We start from the raw sequence: 19,489 nt of genomic DNA, 5'->3' as shown, positions 1-19,489 counted from the left end.
GAGGACCGACATCATGCGCCTGCTCACCTTCACCACCGGCCCCGACGCCCCGGAGCGCCTCGGCGCCGAGACCGACGGACTCGTCCTCGACCTCGCGCTCCTTGCCGACCGGGCCGGCGTCCAACTCCCGCACGATCTCCTGTCGTTCATCCGGGCCGGAGAAGCCGCGCAGCAGACCGCCCGCGAACTCCTCGGCCTCGCCGCCGCCGACCGGCCCGCCGGGGCGGTCCACCGGCTCGAGGACGTCACCCTGCGCGCCCCACTTCGCCCCGGCAAGATCATCGGCGTCGGGCTGAACTACGTGGAACACGTGGAGGAGTCCAGCCGCAGCCTGGACACCGACAAGGAGCGGCCCTCGCGCCCGGTGCTGTTCAGCAAGCCCGCCACGGCCGTCACCGGCCCCGGCCAGCCGATCCTGCACAACGCCGACCTCACCACGCAGCTCGACTGGGAGTGCGAACTCGCCGTCGTCATCGGCCGGACCGCCTTCCGCGTGAGCGAGGAGGAGGCGTACGACCACATCTTCGGCTACAGCATCGTGAACGACATCAGCGCCCGCGACCAGCGGCGCTCCGGCCAGTGGTTCTTCTCCAAGGGCCAGGACTCCTACGCCCCCTTCGGCCCGGCCGTCGTCACGGCCGGCGAGATCCCGGACCCGATGGACCTCGACCTCTCGCTGCGCGTCAACGGCGTCACCAAACAGAAGTCGAACACCCGTCACATGCTCTTCCCCATCGCCCGCCTCATCGCCGACATCTCTTCCGGCGTCACCCTCGAACCGGGCGACGTCATCGCCACCGGATCCCCCGCGGGGGTCGGCGCCGGCATGGTCCCGCCCGAGTTCCTGCACCCGGGTGACACCGTCGAGGCCACCGTCGAGCGCATCGGCACCCTGACCAACCCCGTCATCGACGCCCGCTGAGGAGCGACCATGCCCCGCCCCACCCACACCTACCGCATCGGCCAGATCGTGCCGAGCTCCAACGTCACCATGGAGACCGAGGTCCCGGCGATCCTGCGGGCCCGGGAAGCCATCGCGCCGGAGCGCTTCACCTTCCACTCCAGCCGCATGCGCATGACCCACGTGACCCCGGAGCAGCTGAGGGCCATGGACGCCGACTCCGACCGGTGCGCCGTCGAGCTCTCCGACGCCCACGTCGACGTGCTCGGCTACGCCTGTCTGGTCGCCATCATGAGCATGGGCCTCGGCTACCACCGCGTCTCCGAGGAACGCCTGCACACCCGTACCGTGGAGAACGGCGCCCCCGCGCCGGTCGTGACCAGTGCCGGAGCCCTCGTCCACGGCCTGCACACCCTCGGCGCGAAGAAGATCGCCCTGATCGCCCCGTACATGCGCCCGCTGACGAAGACCGTCGTCGACTACCTCACCCACGAGGGCATCGAGGTGCTCGACTACCAGGCCCTGGAGATCCCGGGCAACCTGGACGTCGCCGCGCACGATCCCGCGCGCCTCCCCGGGCTCGCCAAGGCCCTGGACCACGCCGACGCCGACGCCGTCGTGCTCTCCGCCTGCGTCCAGATGCCCTCCCTGGGCGCGATCGGGGAAGCCGAACAGCTCCTCGGCAAGCCCGTCGTCTCGGCGGCCGTGTGCACCGCGCACCAGATGCTGCGCGCCCTGGACCTCCCGGCAGTGGCCCCCGGGGCGGGCCACCTCCTCTCGGGCGCCTACGCGGGGTGAGCCGTCACCGGGACCTGGACGGCGCCCCGGCCGCCCGGCTCGGTAGGATCGCGACCGCATACGACGGAAGGCGATCATGGCGGACAGTCCCCTCAGGCCCAGCTCGTTGATCAACACGGTGTACGGGGCGTTCCTGCGCCGTCTCGGCGGCTGGATCTCCGTGGCGGACCTGATCACGCTGATGGGCGAGCTGGACGTGGACGGCCCGGCGGTGCGCTCGGCGATCTCCCGGCAGAAGAAGAAGGGCGTACTCGAACCGGAGCGCCGTGGCGCCACCGGCTACCGGCTGAGCCCGGCCGCGCAGCCCGTCTTCGACGAGGGCGACCGGCGCATCTTCGGCAGCCTGGAACCGGCGAAGCTGAGCGACGGCTGGGCGATGGCCGTCTTCTCCGTACCCGAATCCGAGCGCTCGTACCGCTACCAGCTGCGCACCCGCCTGACCTGGCTCGGCTTCGGCAACATCGCCCCGGGCGTGTGGCTGGCGCCCGGCCGGCTCCTGGGTGACGCCCGCGACATGCTGGTCCGGCTCGGGCTCAGCGACTACGTGCACCTGTTCGCCGCGGACTACGCGGCTTTCAGCGACCTGCCCGAGACGGTCAGCTCGTGGTGGGACTTCCCGGCGATCCAGGAGCAGTACGCCACCTTCACCCAGGCGTACGGCCCCGTCGCCGCCGGGCTCGCGCGGCAGCGCGAGATCGACGGCGGCGAGGCCTTCCGCCACTACGTCCCGATGCTCACCCAGTGGCGCCGGCTGCCCTACCTCGATCCCGGTCTGCCCAGCGAACTGCTCCCCGCGGACTGGAACGCGGTCGCGGCGCGCCGGATCTTCCAGCAACTGCACGAGGTGCTCGCCACACCGAGCCTGCTGCACGTACGGCAGGTCACCGGCCTGACGGAGGCGGACGGCTAGTGCCGGGCGCCGCGACTCGGTGAACCTCCCGGCCACAGCACTAGGACGCCGCCTCCTGGTGCAGGCGCCGCCAGTAGCCCGCGAGGTCATCGACGGCGGTGGTGACCGAGTCGAGGGCCATCGTGGTGCGGGAGTCCCGGTCGTAGCGGTTCCACTGCGGCATCGGGTGGTGGTTGGGGTCGCCGGTGCGGATGAAGGAGATCCAGGCCGCGTGCACGGTCGCGGCGAGACCGTCGCGGACCCGGGGAGCCAGTCCCGCCAGGAAGGGCGCCTGCGCCCACTTGTCGAAATTGTCGAAGACGAACGGCAGCTCCAGGCAGTGCGCGGCCGCGAGTTGACCCTCGTGGGCGGGCGTCGGCAGGTTGAACTGGTACGCCCAGACCGGCCGTCCGCGGGCCGCGCGCCGTTCGGCCAGCTCCAGCGCGGGCATCCGGAACAGGTCGTCGGTGATCAGATCCATCAGCACGTCCACCGGGCGGGCGCCCGGCCGGGCCTCCTCGTAGGCGGTGTAGGCCTGGCCCGCCCGGTTCCCGAAGGTGTCCCGGGCCCGCACGAGGACCTGCTCCCTGGTCGCGGAGACGTACGGCTCGCTGAGCGCGAAGGCGAAGTTGGCCTCCTCCCTGGTCCAGCCGATCAGGACGTCGATGTCCGCTCCGGCGCCGCCGGTCAGCAGCTCGGCGGGGTCGCGGTCCAGGGTGACCCCGTCGAGGACGGGCAGGAACGGCGTCGACCAGTAGCCCCACCGGGCGGTGCGCCCGAACATCTCGAAGGTGGCGGCGATCAGCCGGGGCCAGGGCACGGCCCGTAGCTGCGCCACGTTCGCGACACCGAGGATGTCCAGGTAGGCGGCGGTGCGCTGGAGCGACTCGGCTCGGGTGGGGATCTGCAGCCCGAGCGGCGGGCTCTGCAGGATGGCGCGTCGGAACAGGGGGCGGCCCTTGGGCCGGTGGCCGGCCAGTGCCGCGACCGACAGCGCGCCGCCCGACTGGCCGGCGACGGTGATGTTGTCCGGGTCACCGCCGAACGCGGCGATGTTCTCCCGTACCCAGCGCAGCGCGGCGAGCTGGTCGGTGAGCCAGAAGTTCCCCCCGGCGCCGTCCTCGCCGAAGTACAGGTAACCCAGCGGGCCGAGCCGGTAGTTGACGGTCACGGCGACCAGGTCGCCGTCGCGGGCGAAGGTCTCGCCGGAGTAGCCCGGCACCGAGCCCGATCCGGAGATGAAGCCGCCGCCGTGGATCCACACCATCACCGGCCGCTTGGCGGCGTCGGGTGCGGGGGTCCAGACGTTGAGCGTGAGGCAGTTTTCGTCGAAGGGCGGCGAGCCGTGCGTGCCGAGCACCGGGTCGCCTCCTTCCCGGTAGGGCTGCGGGGCGCTCGGGCCGAAGGCGGTCGCATCGCGTGTGCCCTGCCAGCCGGGATGGGGCCCCGCCGGCCGCCATCGCAGGGCGCCGACCGGCGGCGCCGCGTAGGGCACGCCCTTGAACACGGCGAGGCCTCCCTCCCGGATTCCGCGCAGCCGGCCCGCGGGCGGTTCCGCGACGGGCGAGGGCTCGTCCGTGCGCGAGGCGGCCTGGGCCGCGGGGCCGTCCGGCAGGCCGGACAGCACGGCTGCGCCGGCCAACACCCCGCTGTTCCTGAGGACTTCGCGCCGAGATGGATCGTCGGTCATCGTGCTTCACTCCCCGAAATGCATGGCGTGAAATTGACGAGGGTCAGTGTTACGGCACATGCGGAGGGGCGGTCAAGGGGTGTGGCGCCCATGGGCTCGTTCATCTCGTGAAGTCTTGACGGCCGTCCCAGTCGCGCGATAGACACGTGTCACCTTCGATGTCCTCATCGGCAACACCCCGTCCCCCAGGGTCGGTTGACTACCTACGGAGTTCCCATGGCAGGTCGGATACGTCCCGTTGGTCTGGTGGCCGTGGCAACGGCCCTCTTGCTGACCACGGCGTGCGGTGGTGCCAGCCTCGGCGCCGGCGGCGCCGGCGACGACAAGCAGAACGGTCCCGTGAAGATCGGGCTCCTGGTTCCGCAGTCCGGGACCTACAAGGCCCTCGGCGACGACATGAGGCACGGTTTCGAGCTCTACGTCACCCAGCACGGTGGCCGACTCGGCGGCCGCGCGGTGCACGTCGTCGTCGCCGACGAGGGGGAAACGGCCGACTCCGGCAAGGCGGCGGCCGAAAAGCTGGTCAAGCAGGACCGCGTCCTGGCGGTGAGCGGCGTGGTGAGCTCGGCCACCGTCAACGGGGTCAAGGACCTGTTCGAGGCCGCAAGGATCCCCCTCGTCGGCTCGAACGCCTCGCCCACGACGCTGACCGGCACCAAGTACATCTGGCGCACCTCCTACGTCAACGACGAACCCGGCAAAGCGCTCGGCAAGCACGTGGCCGAGAAGGCCGGCGGCCCCGTCTTCCTGATCGCCGCGGGCTACCAGGCGGGCAAGGACGAGGTGGAAGGTTTCAAGTCCACCTTCCTCCCGGCAGGCGGGAAGATCGCGGGGGAGGAGGTCTACACGCCGTTCCCGGGAACCAAGAACTTCCAGCCGTACCTCGCGCAGATCGAGAAGTCCGGTGCGAAGGCCGTCTTCTGCTTCTACGCCGGCGGGGCGGCCGTCGACTTCGTCAAGCAGTACCGGGACTTCGGACTCGCCGGCAAGATCCCGCTCTACGCGCCCGGCTTCCTCACCGAGGGCGGCGTACTCAAGGGGCAGGGCGACGCCGCCACCGGCATCCTCACCGCACTCAACTACAGCGCGGACCTCGACAACGCGGCCAACAAGCAGTTCGCCCCCGCCTACGCGTCCGCCTACGGCTCGGCCCCGACCACCTACGCGATGGCCTCGTGGGACGCGGCGCAGGTACTGGACCAGGCCATCCGGACGGTCGCGGCGTCCGGCGGCAGCGTGACCTCCGAAACCGTCAACGCCGCCATCGCCAAGGCGGGCGACATCGACAGCCCGCGGGGCACCTGGCGCTTCAACAACGGCGGCACGCCCGTCCAGCCCTGGTACCTGCGCGAGGTCAGGCAGGGCGCCAACACCGTCGTCGGTGACCTCGGCAGACTGGGCGGCTGACATGACCGGATGGTTGGACGGCAACCTCGTCAGCCTCGTCGACGGAGTCGCCTTCGGTCTGCTCCTGTTCACCATCGCCGTCGGCCTGTCCCTGGTCTTCGGCATGATGGACGTACTCAACCTCGCCCACGGCACGCTCTACCTCGCCGGGGCCTACGTCGCCTACGCACTGTCCGACGGCAGCCTGTGGGGTCTGCTCCTCGCGCTGACGGCCGGCGGCCTGCTGGGCGCCGCGGGCGGAGCGGCGCTGACCTTCCTCACCGCACCGCTGGCCCGGCGCGGGCACCTCGACCAGGCCGTGCTGACGCTCGGCATCACCTTCGTCGTCGCCGATCTGCTCGCCGCGGCCTTCGGCGGCGACGTGCTGCCCACCAACCCGCCGGCTTCGCTGCGCGGGACGGTGGGCCTCCTCGGCCACGCCTATCCGGTCTACCGGCTGGTGTTCATCGGCGTCGCGGCCGCCCTCGCGCTCGTCGTGTACCTCGTCTTCGAACGCAGCTCCCTCGGGGCGCTGGTACGGGCGAGCGTCGCCGACCGGGACATGGTCCGCGCGCTGGGCATCGACATCCGCGCGGTGCTCTACGGGGTCTTCGCGTCCGGCGCGGCCCTGGCCGTGGTCGGCGGTGTGCTCGGGGCGCCGATTCTCGGGCCCGGCCCGGGCGTTGACGAGACCGTGCTCGTCCTCTCGCTCGTCGTCGTGGTGGTGGGCGGCCTCGGATCGGTGCGCGGCGCGCTCGCCGGAGCGCTGCTCATCGGCCAGGTGCAGACGCTCGGAGTGGCCCTGGTGCCCGCATACGCGCCGTTCCTCCTCTTCGGCACGATGCTCGCCGTGCTCGCCGTCCGCCCGCACGGACTGGTCCCGTCGGCGGTGCGCGCATGAGCCCCGCCGCACCCGCCGGATCCACCACGCGGAGGCTGTCGGGGAGCGCCGTGGTCGCCGGGCTGGCGGCGGCCCCCTTCGTCCTCGGGCCGTACGCCATCGGCACCCTGTCGCGGATCCTGGTCTTCGCCCTGCTCGCCATGAGCGTGAACCTCCTCACCGGCCTGACCGGGCTGCCGACGCTGGGGCAGTCGGCGTACTTCGGCGTCGGCGCCTACACGGCGGCGATCGTCGGGAAGCGCCTCACCGAGATCGGGCCACTCCAACTCCTCGTCGCCGCAGGTGTTTCCGCGCTGGTGGCCGCCGTGACCGGATGGCTGGCCGTACGGGCCCGAGGGGTGGTGTTCCTGATGCTGACACTGGCCATCGGCGAGATCACGTACAGCGCCGCCGTCAACTGGAAGCCACTGACGAACGGCACCGACGGGATGTCCGGCATCCCGCCCGTCGTGCCGTTGCCCGGCGCAGCCGCGCTGGAGGCCGACGGGCTGGTCCACCTCTACGTCCTGGCCGTCTTCCTGCTGCTCTTCACGGCGGTCTCCCACCTGGGCGCGACCTCCTTCGCCCTGGCCCTGCGCGGGATCCGCGACAACGAGAGCCGCATGAGCGCGATCGGATACCCGACCCGGCGCTACGCCCTGACCGCCTACTGCGGCGCCGGCGCCCTGGCGGGCGTTGCCGGTGGCCTGTGGGTGTCGGTGCAGCGGTTCGTCTCGCCCGGCGACGCGGGCTTCGAGATCGCGGCCCTGGCCCTGCTGGCCGTCGTCATCGGCGGCTCCGGATCCACGGGGGGAGCTTGCGCGGGCGCCGCGCTCGTCTGGCTCACCCGCGACTACCTCGGAAACCTCGAAGTCGTCGCCGGACGAGGCCCCTTGCTGCTCGGACTGTTCTTCGTCGCCGCCGTCTACGCGCTGCCGCGCGGGCTGGCCGGCGTACGACTCCCGCCCAGGCTGACCCGGAAGGGGACGGCATGACAGATCGTGATCCACTCGAACTGCGCCAGGTGTCACGGCACTTCGGATCCTTCACGGCGGTGGACGAGCTCAGCCTCACCGTACGGGCGGGTGCACGGCACGCGATCATCGGGCCGAACGGCGCCGGCAAGTCGACCCTGTTCGGCCTGATCTCCGGAACCCTGGCGGCCACTTCCGGCTCCGTCCTCGTCGAGGGGCGGGACGTGACCCGGCTGACCGTGGACCGCCGCGTCGCGCTCGGCGTCGCCGCGACGTTCCAGCACTCCAGCCTCTTCCTGCGCGAAACCGTACTGGAGAACGTCCTGCTCGCCGTGTTGCGCCGGACCGGTACCGGACTCGGAGGCCTGCGGCGGGTGAGCACCCGGACAGCGGCGACCGCACGGGCGCGCACACTGCTGGAGCGGGTGGGACTGCCCGACCGGTACGGGGCCTGCGCGGCCGAGCTCTCGCACGGCGAACGGCGGCAGTTGGAGGTGGCCGTCGCCCTGGCCACCGAACCCCGGCTGCTGTTGCTGGACGAGCCCGCCGCCGGCATGTCGCCTGCGGAGACGGCGCGGCTCACCGAACTGGTCGCCGCGCTGCCCGCCGAAGTGACCGTACTGCTGATCGAACACGACCTCGACATGGTCTTCGAGCTCGCCGACACGGTGACGGTCATGCACCTCGGCAGACACCTCAAGACGGGCTCCCCGGCCGAGGTGCGGGCGTCCGCCGAGGTCCAGAGCGCCTACCTCGGGACCATGGAGGTCTCCTCGTGACACCCTTCTTCCGCGTACGCGGCCTGCGCTCCGGCTACGCCGGGGGAACCGTTCTCGGCGGCGTCGACCTCGACCTCGAAGCCGGCGGGATCGTCGCCGTACTCGGCCGCAACGGAGTCGGCAAGACCACCCTCGTCTCGACCGTCATGGGATTCGTCCGGCCCTACGAGGGCAGCGTGAGCATCGACGGCCGGGAACTCGCCGGAGCCCGCGTCGACGTGATCGCGCGGGCCGGGGTCGGCGTGGTCCCGCAAGGGCGGCGGGTCTTCGCGCCGCTGACCGTCGCGGAGCACCTGGCGATCGCCGCCCCCCGCCGCGCCTCCCCGGGACCGTGGACCCGGGCCCGGATCCTCGACCTGCTGCCACGGCTGGGGGAGCGGCTCGGCCACCGCGGCGACCAACTCTCCGGTGGGGAACAGCAGATGCTCGCCATCGCCCGGGCCCTGCTGGGCAATCCGCGGCTGCTGCTCCTCGACGAGCCGTCCGACGGCCTCGCGCCCGCGATCGTCGCGCAGGTGGGCGAGGTCATCCGGGAGGTGAGCGCGCAGGGCATGTCGGTGGTCCTCGTCGAGCAGAACCTCGGCCTCGCCTTCTCCGTGGCCCGGGACGTGGCGGTCATGCGGAAGGGCCGCATCGTCCACCGGGCCACCTGCGCGGACTTCGCATCCCGCCCGGACGACCGGCGGCGTCTGCTGGGCGTCGAATGACCGTAGGCCCCCGGCCGGCCGCGGCTGCCGTCAGACGGGATGCCCGGCGGCGTCCGTGTGCTCCTTCTGGGAGGAGAACTTGCTCAGGAACACGTCGTAGCGGCCGTCGGGGCGGCGGGTCAGCGTCGCGCCGTCCTGCCAGGTGCCGTTCTCGTCCCACCACGGACTGCCGTACGGGTCGCCCTGGTTCTGGTGGACGTTGTGCACGCCCAGGCCGGCATCGAACGGTTCGCCGAACACCAGGATCGGCCGTCCGACGTCAAGGATCGTCTCGAGGGCGAGGGCCGCGTCGAGATTGGAACCCGTCTGCCAGGGCCGGGAGGACCTCAGCCACCGCTCGAGGAGCTCCTGCAGCCAACGGGGCAGCGGCCACGCGGGAAGGGCCGGGCGGCCGAGCAGGGCCGGATGGCGAATGTAGTCGAGGGCGCCGGACCCGGCCGTGCGCGCGAGGTCGTGGTACCCCGGCGCCAGTGCGGCCACCGGGCCGAGCGCGGAGGCGTCCACGGTGAAGACCTTCCACTGCACCCCGGTGTCGGAATCATGGCTGTCGACGTCGACGGCGCACCTGTACCGCCCGTCGGGAGCATCGACCCTGAGGTTGACGTGGAACCACGCCCCCTGCATGTCGGGCGTGTCCCGGAAGTGCTGCGTCAGCGTTCCGACCAGAACGCCGTAGTGGTCGAATGGCATGACCCTCACTGAACCACCGGTCGGTCGCTCCGGCCATCAGGGCTCGGCCAAGCGGACGCTCCTCGCCCGCACGGTGGGAGAGGAGCCCGCCGCGGACCGGCGTGGCCGGCTACCCGTCGCCGGGAGCGTGCAGCTCACCCGTGCGCGCCACGCGCGCGTACCAGTGCGCGCTCGACTTGGGCGTGCGCTCCAGGGTGTCGTAGTCGACGTGGATCGCACCGAACCGCTTGGCGTACCCGTACGCCCACTCGAAGTTGTCGAGCAGCGACCAGAGGAAGTAGCCGCGTACGTCCACCCCGGCCGCGATCGCCCGGTGCACCGCGTCGAGGTGCGCGTGCACGTAGGCGGCGCGCTCCGGGTCGTGGACCGTGCCGTCCGGGCCGATCTCGTCCTCGTACGCGGCCCCGTTCTCGCTGATGACGAGCGGCAGGCCGGGATAGCGGGCGGCGGTGCGGGTCAGCAGGTCGTACAGGGCGCCCGGGTCGACCGGCCAGCCCATCGCCGTGCGTTCGCCCGGCGCCCGGTGGAAGGCGACGTCGTCCGCCCCGGGCCAGGGCGAGTGCTCGCTGTTGCCGTGGCCGTCGTCCTGCGGCTTCTGCTCGCCCTTCGCGACGTGCGAGACGACGGTCGGGGTGTAGTAGTTGAGGGCGAGCAGGTCCAAGGGCTGGTGGCTCGTCGCGGTGTCGCCGTCCCGGACGAAGGACCAGTCCGTCAGATGGGCGGTGTCCGCGAACAGGTCCTTCGGGTAGGCGCCCTCCAGCATCGGACCGAGCCAGACCCGGTTGCCGACGGCATCGATGCGGCGGGCCGCCTCCCGGTCCTCGGGCGAGGGCGTCAACGGGCGGACCTCGTGGAGGTTGAGCGAGACCGCGAGCTGGCCGCCCCCGGGCAGCGCGGCCCGCAAGGCCTGGACGGCCAGGCCGTGTCCGAGGTTGAGGTGATGGGCCCCGCGCAGGGCGGCCACCGGGTCGGTGCGGCCCGGCGCGTGGACCCCGGAGCCGTAGCCGAGGAACGCACTGCACCAGGGCTCGTTGAGCGTGATCCAGCGCTTCACCCGGTCTCCCAGGGCATCCGCGACGAGTCCCGCATACTCGGCGAACCGCTCGGCGGTCGAGCGCTCCGGCCAGCCGCCCGCGTCCTCCAGCTCCTGTGGCAGGTCCCAGTGGTAGAGGGTGAGGGCCGGCTCGATGCCGGCGGCCAGCAGCTCGTCGACGAGCCGGCGGTAGAAGTCCAGCCCCTGCTGGACGGCCGGGCCCCGGCCGGTCGGCTGGACGCGGGACCAGGAGACGGAGAACCGGTAGGCGCCCAGGCCGAGTTCGGACATCATCCGGACGTCGTCGCGGAACCGGTGGTAGTGGTCCACCGCCACATCACCGGTATGGCCTTCGAAGACCTTGCCCGGGGTGTGCGAGAAGGTGTCCCAGATGGACGGGGTCCGGCCGCCCTCACGGGCGGCTCCCTCGATCTGGTACGCGGCGGTGGCCGTGCCCCACAGGAAGTCGGACGGGAAAGAGCGGACGGCGGTGAGCGGCCGGGTCTCGGACGCGGTCATAGGAGAGCGCTCCCAACGCGAAGTACGGATGTGGTGCGGACAGGGGGGAGGGGAGGGGGGAGAAAGGGGGACGAGCAGGTCAGTTCTTGACGGCGCCGGCCGTGATGCCGCCGACGATGTGCTTGCCGAGCACGGCGAAGACCAGCAGCAGCGGCAGCGTGGAGATGAGCGCGCCGGTCAGCACCACGGCCTGGTCGACGGTGTGATTGCCCGCGCCGAGCCCGGCCAGGGCGACCTGGAGCGTCGGGTTCCCGTCGGGGGTCAGGGCGATGAACGGCCAGAAGAAGTCGTTCCAGGCCTGGACGAAGACGAGCATCCCGAGGACCGCCATCGCGGGCCGCGCCACCGGGAACACCACGTGCCAGATGATGCGCAGGCTGTGCGCGCCGTCCATCCGGGCCGCCTCCACCAGCTCCACCGGCAGTGCCTCGATGAGGAACTGGCGCATGAAGAACACGCCGAAGGCCGCGACCAGCGAGGGCAGGACGACCGACTGGAGCTGGTCGACCCAGTCGAGGTCGGTGATGATCTGGTAGAGCGGGATCACGCTGAGCTGCGGCGGGATCGTCATGGTCGCCACCACCAGCGCCAGCATGGCGCCCCGCCCCTTGAAGGGCAGTTTGGCGAAGGCGAAGCCCGCCAGGGTGGAGAACAGCACGGTGGACAGGGACACCAGCCCCGCCACGATCGTGGTGTTGACCAGCGCCTCCCCCATGTCGACCTGGTTCCAGGCGAAGGAGAGGTTGTCGAAGAGCCGGGGTCCGGGCAGCAGCGGGGCCGGGGCCTCGACCACGCGCTCGCCCGAGTGGGAGGCGGCGACGAGGTTCCAGTACAGCGGGAAGAGGGAGACCAGCGCGGCCAGGCCCAGCGACGCGTAGGTCAGCGGCCCCGCGTGGTGCTGACGGCCTGCCGACTGGCGAAGCCGCCTGGCGGCGCGCGGCGCCGTAGCGGTGGTCGTGTCGAGTGTGCGGGCCATCAGGTCAGCTCCCCGGCTTCTTGCGCTTGCGGTTCGAGCGGGAGATCAACGTCTGGATGCCGCCGATGAGCAACAGGAGCAGCAGCATCACCCAGGCGATGGCGGAGGCCTGGCCCAGCGCGCCGGTGACCCACCCCTTCTCGTACATGAGCAGGCTGAGCGTCTGGAACTGGTTCCCGCTGCCGCCGCTGATGCCGACGCTGCCGCCGAAGAGCATCGGCTCGCCGAAGAGCTGGGTGGCACCGATGGTGGAGACGATGACCGTGAAGAGGATCGTCGGGCGGATGGAGGGGATGGTGACGCTGCGGAACTGGCGCCAGCGCGAAGCCCCGTCCAGCGCAGCAGCCTCGTACAGGTCCGGCGGCACGGCCTGCATCGCTGCCAGGTAGATGAGTGCGTTGTAACCCGTCCAGCGCCACGTCACGATGGTCGAGATCGCGATCTGCGCGGGCCATTTGGAGGACTCCCAGGCGACCGGCTCGAAGCCGAGCCAGCCCAGCGCCGTGTTGATCAGGCCGTAGTCGGTGTTGAACAGTTGGGCGAAGACGAGCGTCGCCGCCGCGATCGAGGTGGCGTACGGGGCGAGGACCGCGACCCGGAAGAACCCCCGGCCGCGGAGCTTGTAGTTGAGCAGGTGTGCCAGACCGAGGGCCATCAGCAGTTGGGGAACGGTCGAGAGCACACCGATGGTGAAAGTGTTGGCGAGGGCGTTCCAGAAGAACTCGCTGGTCGCCAGGGAGCTGTAGTTCTCCAGCCCCTTCCACTGCGCGCTGCCGCCGAGCTCGACCCGGTGGAGCGAGAGCCAGCCCGTGTAGATCAGCGGGAAGAGGCCGAAGGCCGCGAAGGTGAGGAAGAAGGGGGCGATGAAGACGTACGGGATCGCCTTCATGTCCAGGCGGTGGAGCGCGCTGCGCCAGCCGCCGCCGCGCCCGGCAGGGTGCTTGCGGGAGCCGGGGGCGGAGCCGGAGCCGGAGGCGGAGGGAGGTGCGGCGGGCGGCGGGGGGCCGCCACTCGTCGCCCGTACGGAGGTGGCCACGGGGGCGTCCTTCCAGGTCGGTGCGTGCGGTGGTGCGGACGGTCGCGGCCCGCCGCCCGCAGGCGTCGGGCCGCGCGCGATCCCCGCTACTGGTCGATCTTGTCGTCGACCAGCTTCTTGACGTTCTCCCAGGCCTTCGCCGGGTCGGTGCCGCGCTGCTCGATGTCGAGGATGCCGTTGTCGGTGAGGAAGGTCTTCACCTGGCCGTCCCAGCGGCTGATCGGGGCGGGCGTGATGCCGGCCGCGGCCTGCGAGTAGATCCTGCCGACCGGGGTGTCACCGAAGAACGGCAGCTTGGCGTCCTGGACCGCCGGAGAGGTGAGCGTGTCCTTGGAGGACGGGATGTTGCCGTTCACGCCGAAGACCTTGGCGTGCTGCGCCGGTGCGGTCAGCCAGGCCGCGAGCTCGGCGGCCTCCTTGGTGTGCTTGCCGGACTTCGGCACGGTGAGGAACGCACCGCCCCAGTTCCCGGCCACGGGGGGCGCGGCGATGTCCCATTTGCCCTGGTTCTCGGCGCCCGCCTGGTCCTTGATGATGCCCGTCATCCAGCTCGGGCAGGCGACCGTGGCGAACGTCGAGTTCTTGAAGGCCGCGTTCCAGGTGCCCTTCTCGTCGAACTGGCGCAGCTTCGCCGTCAGTTCGCCCTTGGCCGCCGTCACGGCGGTGTCCCAGGCCTTCTTCACGCCGGGGCTGTTCTCGTAGTCCAGCTCGCCCTTGGCGTTGGCGTACTGCACCGGCTCGCTGGAGACCACGGCGTTGAACAGGCCGCTCGCGGAGTCGTGGAAGGCGGTCCCGGCCGGGGCGTTCTTCTTGTAGGTCTCGCCGACCTGTATGAACTTCGCCCAGTCGCCCGTCCAGAGCTTGGCGACCTCGGTGCGATCGGTCGGCAGGCCGGCCTTGGCGAACAGGTCCTTGTTGTAGCAGATGGCCATCGGGCCGATGTCCGTGCCGAGGCCGATGACCTTGCCGTCGCCCGTGGTGGCCTGCTTGACCTTCCAGTCGAGGAAGGCGCCGAGGTCCGCACCGCCCGTCTTGCCGAGGTCGACCCACTTGCCCGCCATGGCGGGCCCGGTCGCCTCCGCGACGTAGCCGACTTCCAGGGCCTGGATGTCCGCGAGGCCGCTGTCGCGGGAGAGGCGCAGCTTGAGCGTGTCCCAGTACTTCTGGCCGTCGGCCACGTTCGACTCTTCGATCTTGATGTTCGGGTGGGCCTTCGTGTACTCGGCGTAGAGCTTGGCCCCGGTCGCGTCGTCGTAACCGAAGGAACCGAAGGTCCCGATCCGCAGCGTGATCTTCTCGCCGCCGGCCGCACCGTCGTCACCGTCACCGCCGCAGCCGGTGAGCAAGGCCGTGCCGGTCGCGACGACGGCGACTGCGGCGATCGCGGTACGGCGTCCGCGTCTGCTGCTGGAAGTGCGCATTCCACTCTCCTCGTCCAAGGTGGTGCTCGTTGTGCGCCAGGGCTGCATGGGAGCGCTCCCACGTCGTTGCCGGAAGGTTGCTGCCTGGCGGGTGCAAGTGTCAAGAGATGAACGCCGATTCATTACGGGAAGGTGTTCGGCGGATGTCGCGCCCCCGCTTTCCGGGGGGTCGCGTCAGGTTCTGAACGCGGCCATGGCGTCGGCGGACGGTCGCAGGTAGTGTGGGAGCGCTCCCACACCTCCGGTCGGCGTAACGTTGTTCCGCTGGGACGGGGAGCGGTCCACTGTCCTGCCTGATCAGCGAGGGGAGTTCGAGAGGCGTGAGCGGACGGCACAACGGCAGGCCCACCCTGGAAGAAGTCGCGGCCCTGGCCGGCGTCGGCCGGGGTACGGTCTCCCGGGTGATCAACGGCTCGCCACGGGTGAGCGAGCAGGCCAGGGACGCCGTCGCCCGCGCCGTCGCCGAGCTCGGGTACGTACCCAATCAGGCGGCCAGGGCGCTGGCCGGCAGCCGCACCGACGCGGTGGCCCTCGTCATCCCGGAGACCGAGGCCCGGCTGTTCGCGGAACCGTACTTCCTCGACCTCATCCGCGGAGTGAGCGCCGAGCTCGCGGAAGCCGACAAGCAGCTGCTGCTCACCCTGGTGCGGACCGAGCCGGAGCGGGCGCGGTTCGAACAGTACCTGGCCACCCAGCGGGTCGACGGGGTGCTGCTGGCATCCGTCCACGGAGACGATCCGCTGCCCGACCGGATCCGGGAGCTGGGGCTGCCGGTCGTCATGAACGGGCGCCGCTCCGAGGCGGAACCCGTCGCCTACGTGGACTCCGACAACATCGGCGCGGGACGGGCGGCCGTCGCCCACCTCGTGGGACGCGGCCGGAGCAGGATCGCGACCATCAGCGGGCCGCTCGACATGTACGTGGCCCGCGCGCGGCTGGGCGGCTACCGCGCGGGCCTCGCCGAGGCCGGGCTCGTGCCCGACGAGTCGCTCGTGGCGCACGGGGACTTCACCGAGGACGGCGGCAGGCTGGCGATGCGCGAGCTCCTGGAGCGCAGCCCCGGTCTGGACGCGGTCTTCGCCGCCTCCGACGTGATGGCGGCCGGCGCGCGCGGTGTGCTGCGCGAGGCCGGGCGGCGGGTCCCCGAGGACGTGGCCCTCGTCGGCGTCGACGACTCGGCGGTGGCCCGTCTGATGGATCCGCCCCTGACGAGTGTGCGTCAGCCGATCGAGGAGATGGGCCGCACGATGACCCGGCTGCTGCTCCAGAAGATCGCGGAAAAGACGGAAAAGACGGAAAAGACGGAGAAGACGGGGAAGGCGGAGAAGGCGGCGGAGCCCTCCTGGGCCGGTTCCGCGGCGGGGCCGGGGGAGGAGCCGCGCCGGGTCCTTCCGACGGAGCTGATCGTGCGGGATTCCTCCTGAGGGCGGTTCCGGTCCCTCCGGGTCCTCCTCCTGAGCGCGGCGCGGCCCGGAGCCGTACGGAATCGAGTGGTTCCGTACGGCTCCGGGCTTGTCACCCGCGGCGGTGCGTCACAGTGCCGGGTAGGCGTTCTTCAGGAGCTCCTGGAACTGGGCCGAGAACCACTGGCCCGCGAGCGGCGCGTTCGGGAGCGAGCCCGACATGCTGTTGCCGTTGCGGACGTTGCCCGTGTACGTCGGGTCGCACATCCGGTCGAAGCCCTTGCCCTCGTCGTTCGGGATCTCCTTGCTCGCCCCGTCCGACTCCCCCGGCGGCTTGATCCACACGTACGCGTCGATGCCCGGGGCCGGTGCGGCCTGCGGCCTCTCGCCGAGCCCGGCGCCCGACTGGTTGCACCAGTTGCCGAGGTGGATGCGCCGGTCGTAGCGGCCGCCGTTGACGTACGTGTCGACGCTGGTCAGCGCGCCGGGTCCGGTCGGCCTTGCCGTGCCGCCCCAGCCGTTGCGGGAGGTGTCGATCAGCATGCCGAGTTTCGGGTCGAAGCCCAGGGAGATGAGCTTGGTCCGCATGGCTTGGGCGTACGAGAGCTCGTCGGTGTACCGGTTCCAGTCGACCCACTTCGACTGGCGTACGGACGTGCCGTTGACGGAGTCCTCGATCTTGAAGTGGTCTTCCTTCAGCGCACTGTAGTTGGCCGTGTTCACGATGAAGCCGTGCACGTTGGCGAGCGTGGAACCCTCGGCGGTGGCCGCCTGCTTGAAGATGTCCGCGGAGGCGCCGAAGTTGTCGTCCCAGCCGAGCCAGCCGTGGTGGCCGGCGTCCACGTAGTTGTAGACGTTGGCGATCGAGCCCAGCTTGTTCAGTGCGTACCCGACCCCCTTGATGTAGTTGCCGTTGTTCTTCATCACGTCGCAGTTGGCGGTGGCCGTCGGGCGCCCGGAGACGTTGGTGACCAGGTTCGGCAGCGAGTCGATCTCGACCGTGGTGACGATCCGCAGCCCCGCGTACTTGGAGTCGGCGAGGATCGCGGCGATGGGGTCGATGTACTGCGTCTTGTACTTGTCGATCTCCGTGGGGCCCAGCTCGCCGTTGGAGGCGAGCGCGGAGCAGTCCCGTCCCGGCAGGTTGTAGATCACCAGCTGCACGACGAGCTCGCCGCTGCCCTTCTGTGCCAGGGCCGCGTCGAGGTGGGCCCGCAGGCCCATCCCGCCGTTGACGCCCTGGATGGCGGCGGTGCGGTCCAGCCAGACGCCGGTGGGCTGGTTCGACACCTTCGTGCCGCCCGGCTCGGCGGCGGCCTTGGCGGACCACTCCGGGTTCACGTACACCTTGGCGCCGGCGTACGGGTTGTCGACCTTGCTGCCGGAGGGCGGCGGGGTCGTGGGTGGTGTGGTCGGGGGTGTGGTCGGCGGCTCCGTCGGCACGGTGGCGCCGTTGCAGGTGACGCCGTTGAGCTTGAACGTCGCGGGCACGGCGTTCGTGCCGGTGTGCGACCCGTTGAAGCCGAAGGAGGTCGAACCGCCCGTGGCCAGGTTCCCGTTGTAGGAGAGGCTCTTGGCGGTCACGGCCGTGCCGGATTGGGTGATGGCGGCGTTCCAGCCCTGGGTGACCTGCTGGCCGTTCGCGTAGGACCACTCGAGGTTCCAGGAGGCGACCGGGTCACCGGTGTTGGTGACGATCACGTTGGCACCGAACCCGGTGTTCCACTGGTTCGTGATCTGGTACTCGACCTTGCAGCCGGCGGTGGCGGCGCCGGCGGCGGTGGTACCGAACACGGTGGCGGTGGCGCCGGCGGCCGTGACGAGACTGAGGGCCGCCAGCAGGGCGGTGCGGGGGATCGTGCGGCTCATTTCGTGGGTGCCTTTCAGTTCAGGGCGCGCAGGCGGTCGCGCAGCCCGGTGCCGAATGAGGTGGGGGTGCCGTCGTAGGAGGTGATCAGGGCCGGCCCGGAGTTGCAGTTCCAGGTGTTCCAGGTCCAGCCGAGATAGGAGAGGGCGCGGGCGTCGAACCACGCCATGACGCGGTCGATGAACGCGTGTCCGCAGGTGTTCTCGCCGATCTCGCCCGCCACCACGGGGACCCGGGCGGCGACCGGGGCGAGGGTCGAGTTCCAACAGGCCTCGTCGGAACAGGTGTTGAAGTTGTAGACGTGCCAGGCCGCGGCCAGATTGCCCGTCGGATCGGTGGGGGAGTGGTCGAGCCACTGGCTCAGGTCGTTGGAGTACGCGATGCCGGGGACGAGGACGAGGTTGCGGGCCCCGGTCGCCCGGACGGCGTCCACCAGGTCCTGCATGCCGGCGACCTCGTAGCCGATGCCCGGGCAGGTGCCGCCGTCGCGCCAGCAGGTCCATGCCTGCGCGGTGGTGGGGGTTGCCCGGTCCGGATAGGGCTCGTTGAACAGGTCGAAGGCGACTCGCCGGTCGCTCTTGAAGGTGTCCGCCACCGAGGTCCAGAACGCCGGGGCGTACCGGGCGTCCGGCATCGGCTTCTGGCAGGAGGCGTGGACGTCGGCGCAGCCCGAGGAATTGCCGGTGTACTGGCCGTACGTCCAGTGCAGTTCGACGACCGGGGTCATGCCCTGGGCGAGGACCCGGCCGACCAGGCCCTTGACGGCGTCGATGTAGTTCGTGCCCCGGTACTCGGGCTTGATGTTGTCGAGGCCGAGCCAGCACTCCTCGTTGAGGGGGATGCGGACGGTGTTGGCCTTCCAGTCGGCGATGGCGCGCACCGAGGCTTCGTCAACGGGACCGTCGAAGATGCCGTGGCCCTGCACGCACATGAACTCGCCCCCGGAGCGGTTGACGCCGAGGAGGCGGCGGGTGGCGCCGTTCTGGTCGGTGAGGCGGTTGCCGGTGACGCTCAGTTCGGGCGCCCCGGAGACGGGGCCGGGGGGATCGGTCGGGTCGGTGGGCGTCGGTGTGGGTGTGGGTGTGGGTGTCGGATCCGGTCCCGGTCCCGGGCCGGTGGTGCAGGGCGTTCCGTTGAGCGTGAACGCACCGGGCGCCGTGTTGGCGCCCGACCACGAGGCGATGAAGCCGGTCGTGACGCTCGCGCCGGCGGGGAGCGCGGCGTTCCAGTCCTCGTTCACGGCCGTGACGGCCGGCCCGGTCTGGGACCACTTGGCGCCCCAGCCCTGACTGACGGTCTGACCTGCCGGGAAGCCGAAGCCGAGGCTCCAGCCGTTCAGCGCGGAACTGTTGTTGGTGACGGTGACCGCGCCCTGGAATCCGCCGGCCCACTGGCCGACGACCGAGTACTTCACCGTGCACAAGGGTGCGGCCGCGGCTCCTGAGGCCGTACCCATGACAGCGAACGCACAGCTCGCCATCGCCAGCGCTGCCCCTGTGAGCAGCGCGGACAGGCGTGGGGGGTGTCGCATGAGCGACTC

At 71.0% G+C, this 19,489-nt stretch carries 17 protein-coding genes; 9 read left to right on the top strand and 8 right to left on the bottom strand.

Annotation, left to right across the window (positions count from 1 at the left end; all coding sequences use genetic code 11):
- Nucleotides 1-13 precede the first annotated feature (13 nt).
- The 3 genes from ACFWBF_RS01400 to ACFWBF_RS01390 all read left to right on the top strand — a co-directional run bounded on the left by ACFWBF_RS01400 (nt 14) and on the right by ACFWBF_RS01390 (nt 2,609).
- Nucleotides 14-922 carry a fumarylacetoacetate hydrolase family protein gene (locus tag ACFWBF_RS01400; protein ID WP_385593341.1) on the top strand — a complete coding sequence of 303 codons (909 nt, stop codon included), beginning with the start codon at nt 14-16 and terminating at the stop codon, nt 920-922.
- Between the two features lie 9 nt (nt 923-931).
- Complete coding sequence (locus tag ACFWBF_RS01395) at nt 932-1,699, top strand: Asp/Glu racemase (RefSeq protein ID WP_385593338.1); 768 nt, start codon at nt 932-934, stop codon at nt 1,697-1,699.
- Nucleotides 1,700-1,775: 76 nt separating this feature from the next.
- A complete protein-coding gene (locus ACFWBF_RS01390) occupies nt 1,776-2,609 on the top strand; it encodes a PaaX family transcriptional regulator C-terminal domain-containing protein (protein ID WP_385593335.1) in 834 nt (277 codons plus the stop codon).
- A gap of 40 nt (nt 2,610-2,649) precedes the next feature.
- Here ACFWBF_RS01390 and ACFWBF_RS01385 read toward each other — a convergent pair whose 3' ends face one another.
- On the bottom strand, nt 2,650-4,278 hold the full coding sequence (locus tag ACFWBF_RS01385) for a carboxylesterase/lipase family protein (RefSeq protein WP_385593333.1): 1,629 nt from the start codon (nt 4,276-4,278) through the stop codon (nt 2,650-2,652).
- Nucleotides 4,279-4,494: 216 nt separating this feature from the next.
- Here ACFWBF_RS01385 and ACFWBF_RS01380 point away from each other — a divergent pair, with 216 nt between their 5' ends.
- Genes ACFWBF_RS01380 through ACFWBF_RS01360 form a run of 5 tightly spaced genes read left to right on the top strand, consistent with a single transcriptional unit; the run spans nt 4,495 to nt 9,004 of the window.
- Nucleotides 4,495-5,685 carry an ABC transporter substrate-binding protein gene (locus ACFWBF_RS01380; protein WP_385593330.1) on the top strand — a complete coding sequence of 397 codons (1,191 nt, stop codon included), beginning with the start codon at nt 4,495-4,497 and terminating at the stop codon, nt 5,683-5,685.
- Nucleotide 5,686: 1 nt separating this feature from the next.
- A complete protein-coding gene (locus tag ACFWBF_RS01375) occupies nt 5,687-6,565 on the top strand; it encodes a branched-chain amino acid ABC transporter permease (RefSeq protein ID WP_385593328.1) in 879 nt (292 codons plus the stop codon).
- Nucleotides 6,562-7,539, top strand: a complete 978-nt coding sequence (locus ACFWBF_RS01370) for a branched-chain amino acid ABC transporter permease (protein WP_385593325.1) — start codon at nt 6,562-6,564, stop codon at nt 7,537-7,539. Before ACFWBF_RS01375 ends, ACFWBF_RS01370 begins: the two co-directional genes overlap by 4 nt.
- Complete coding sequence (locus ACFWBF_RS01365; protein WP_385593322.1) at nt 7,536-8,297, top strand: ABC transporter ATP-binding protein; 762 nt, start codon at nt 7,536-7,538, stop codon at nt 8,295-8,297. Before ACFWBF_RS01370 ends, ACFWBF_RS01365 begins: the two co-directional genes overlap by 4 nt.
- On the top strand, nt 8,294-9,004 hold the full coding sequence (locus ACFWBF_RS01360; protein WP_385593319.1) for an ABC transporter ATP-binding protein: 711 nt from the start codon (nt 8,294-8,296) through the stop codon (nt 9,002-9,004). Before ACFWBF_RS01365 ends, ACFWBF_RS01360 begins: the two co-directional genes overlap by 4 nt.
- A 30-nt stretch (nt 9,005-9,034) precedes the next feature.
- Here ACFWBF_RS01360 and ACFWBF_RS01355 read toward each other — a convergent pair whose 3' ends face one another.
- From ACFWBF_RS01355 to ACFWBF_RS01335, 5 genes are all read right to left on the bottom strand, one after another.
- Nucleotides 9,035-9,694 (bottom strand): DUF2278 family protein, encoded by a 660-nt coding sequence (locus ACFWBF_RS01355; RefSeq protein WP_385593316.1) that lies wholly within the window; start codon nt 9,692-9,694, stop codon nt 9,035-9,037.
- Between the two features lie 109 nt (nt 9,695-9,803).
- Nucleotides 9,804-11,246 (bottom strand): GH1 family beta-glucosidase, encoded by a 1,443-nt coding sequence (locus tag ACFWBF_RS01350; protein WP_385593313.1) that lies wholly within the window; start codon nt 11,244-11,246, stop codon nt 9,804-9,806.
- Between the two features lie 79 nt (nt 11,247-11,325).
- On the bottom strand, nt 11,326-12,222 hold the full coding sequence (locus ACFWBF_RS01345; RefSeq protein WP_385593310.1) for a carbohydrate ABC transporter permease: 897 nt from the start codon (nt 12,220-12,222) through the stop codon (nt 11,326-11,328).
- A 4-nt stretch (nt 12,223-12,226) separates the two neighbouring features.
- Complete coding sequence (locus ACFWBF_RS01340) at nt 12,227-13,258, bottom strand: carbohydrate ABC transporter permease (protein ID WP_385593307.1); 1,032 nt, start codon at nt 13,256-13,258, stop codon at nt 12,227-12,229.
- A gap of 86 nt (nt 13,259-13,344) precedes the next feature.
- On the bottom strand, nt 13,345-14,679 hold the full coding sequence (locus ACFWBF_RS01335) for an ABC transporter substrate-binding protein (RefSeq protein ID WP_385593304.1): 1,335 nt from the start codon (nt 14,677-14,679) through the stop codon (nt 13,345-13,347).
- A 320-nt stretch (nt 14,680-14,999) separates the two neighbouring features.
- Between ACFWBF_RS01335 and ACFWBF_RS01330 the strand changes: the two genes are divergently transcribed.
- Nucleotides 15,000-16,103 (top strand): LacI family DNA-binding transcriptional regulator, encoded by a 1,104-nt coding sequence (locus tag ACFWBF_RS01330; protein WP_385593301.1) that lies wholly within the window; start codon nt 15,000-15,002, stop codon nt 16,101-16,103.
- Nucleotides 16,104-16,211: 108 nt separating this feature from the next.
- Here the strand turns inward: ACFWBF_RS01330 and ACFWBF_RS01325 are convergent, their stop codons facing one another.
- Together ACFWBF_RS01325 and ACFWBF_RS01320 are read right to left on the bottom strand one after the other, a co-directional pair.
- Nucleotides 16,212-17,951, bottom strand: coding sequence for a glycoside hydrolase family 6 protein (locus ACFWBF_RS01325; protein ID WP_385593297.1), 1,740 nt, complete (start codon nt 17,949-17,951; stop codon nt 16,212-16,214).
- 14 nt (nt 17,952-17,965) lie between these two features.
- The gene (locus ACFWBF_RS01320; RefSeq protein ID WP_385593294.1) at nt 17,966-19,480 is read right to left on the bottom strand and encodes a cellulase family glycosylhydrolase; all 1,515 of its coding nucleotides are present in this window, start codon (nt 19,478-19,480) and stop codon (nt 17,966-17,968) included.
- Nucleotides 19,481-19,489: the final 9 nt, after the last annotated feature.

It is taken from the genome of Streptomyces sp. NPDC060028, assembly GCF_042736725.1.
GTDB lineage: Bacteria > Actinomycetota > Actinomycetes > Streptomycetales > Streptomycetaceae > Streptomyces.
Note: the sequence above shows the minus strand (reverse complement) of the source record. Positions and strands in the feature narration are given on the sequence as shown.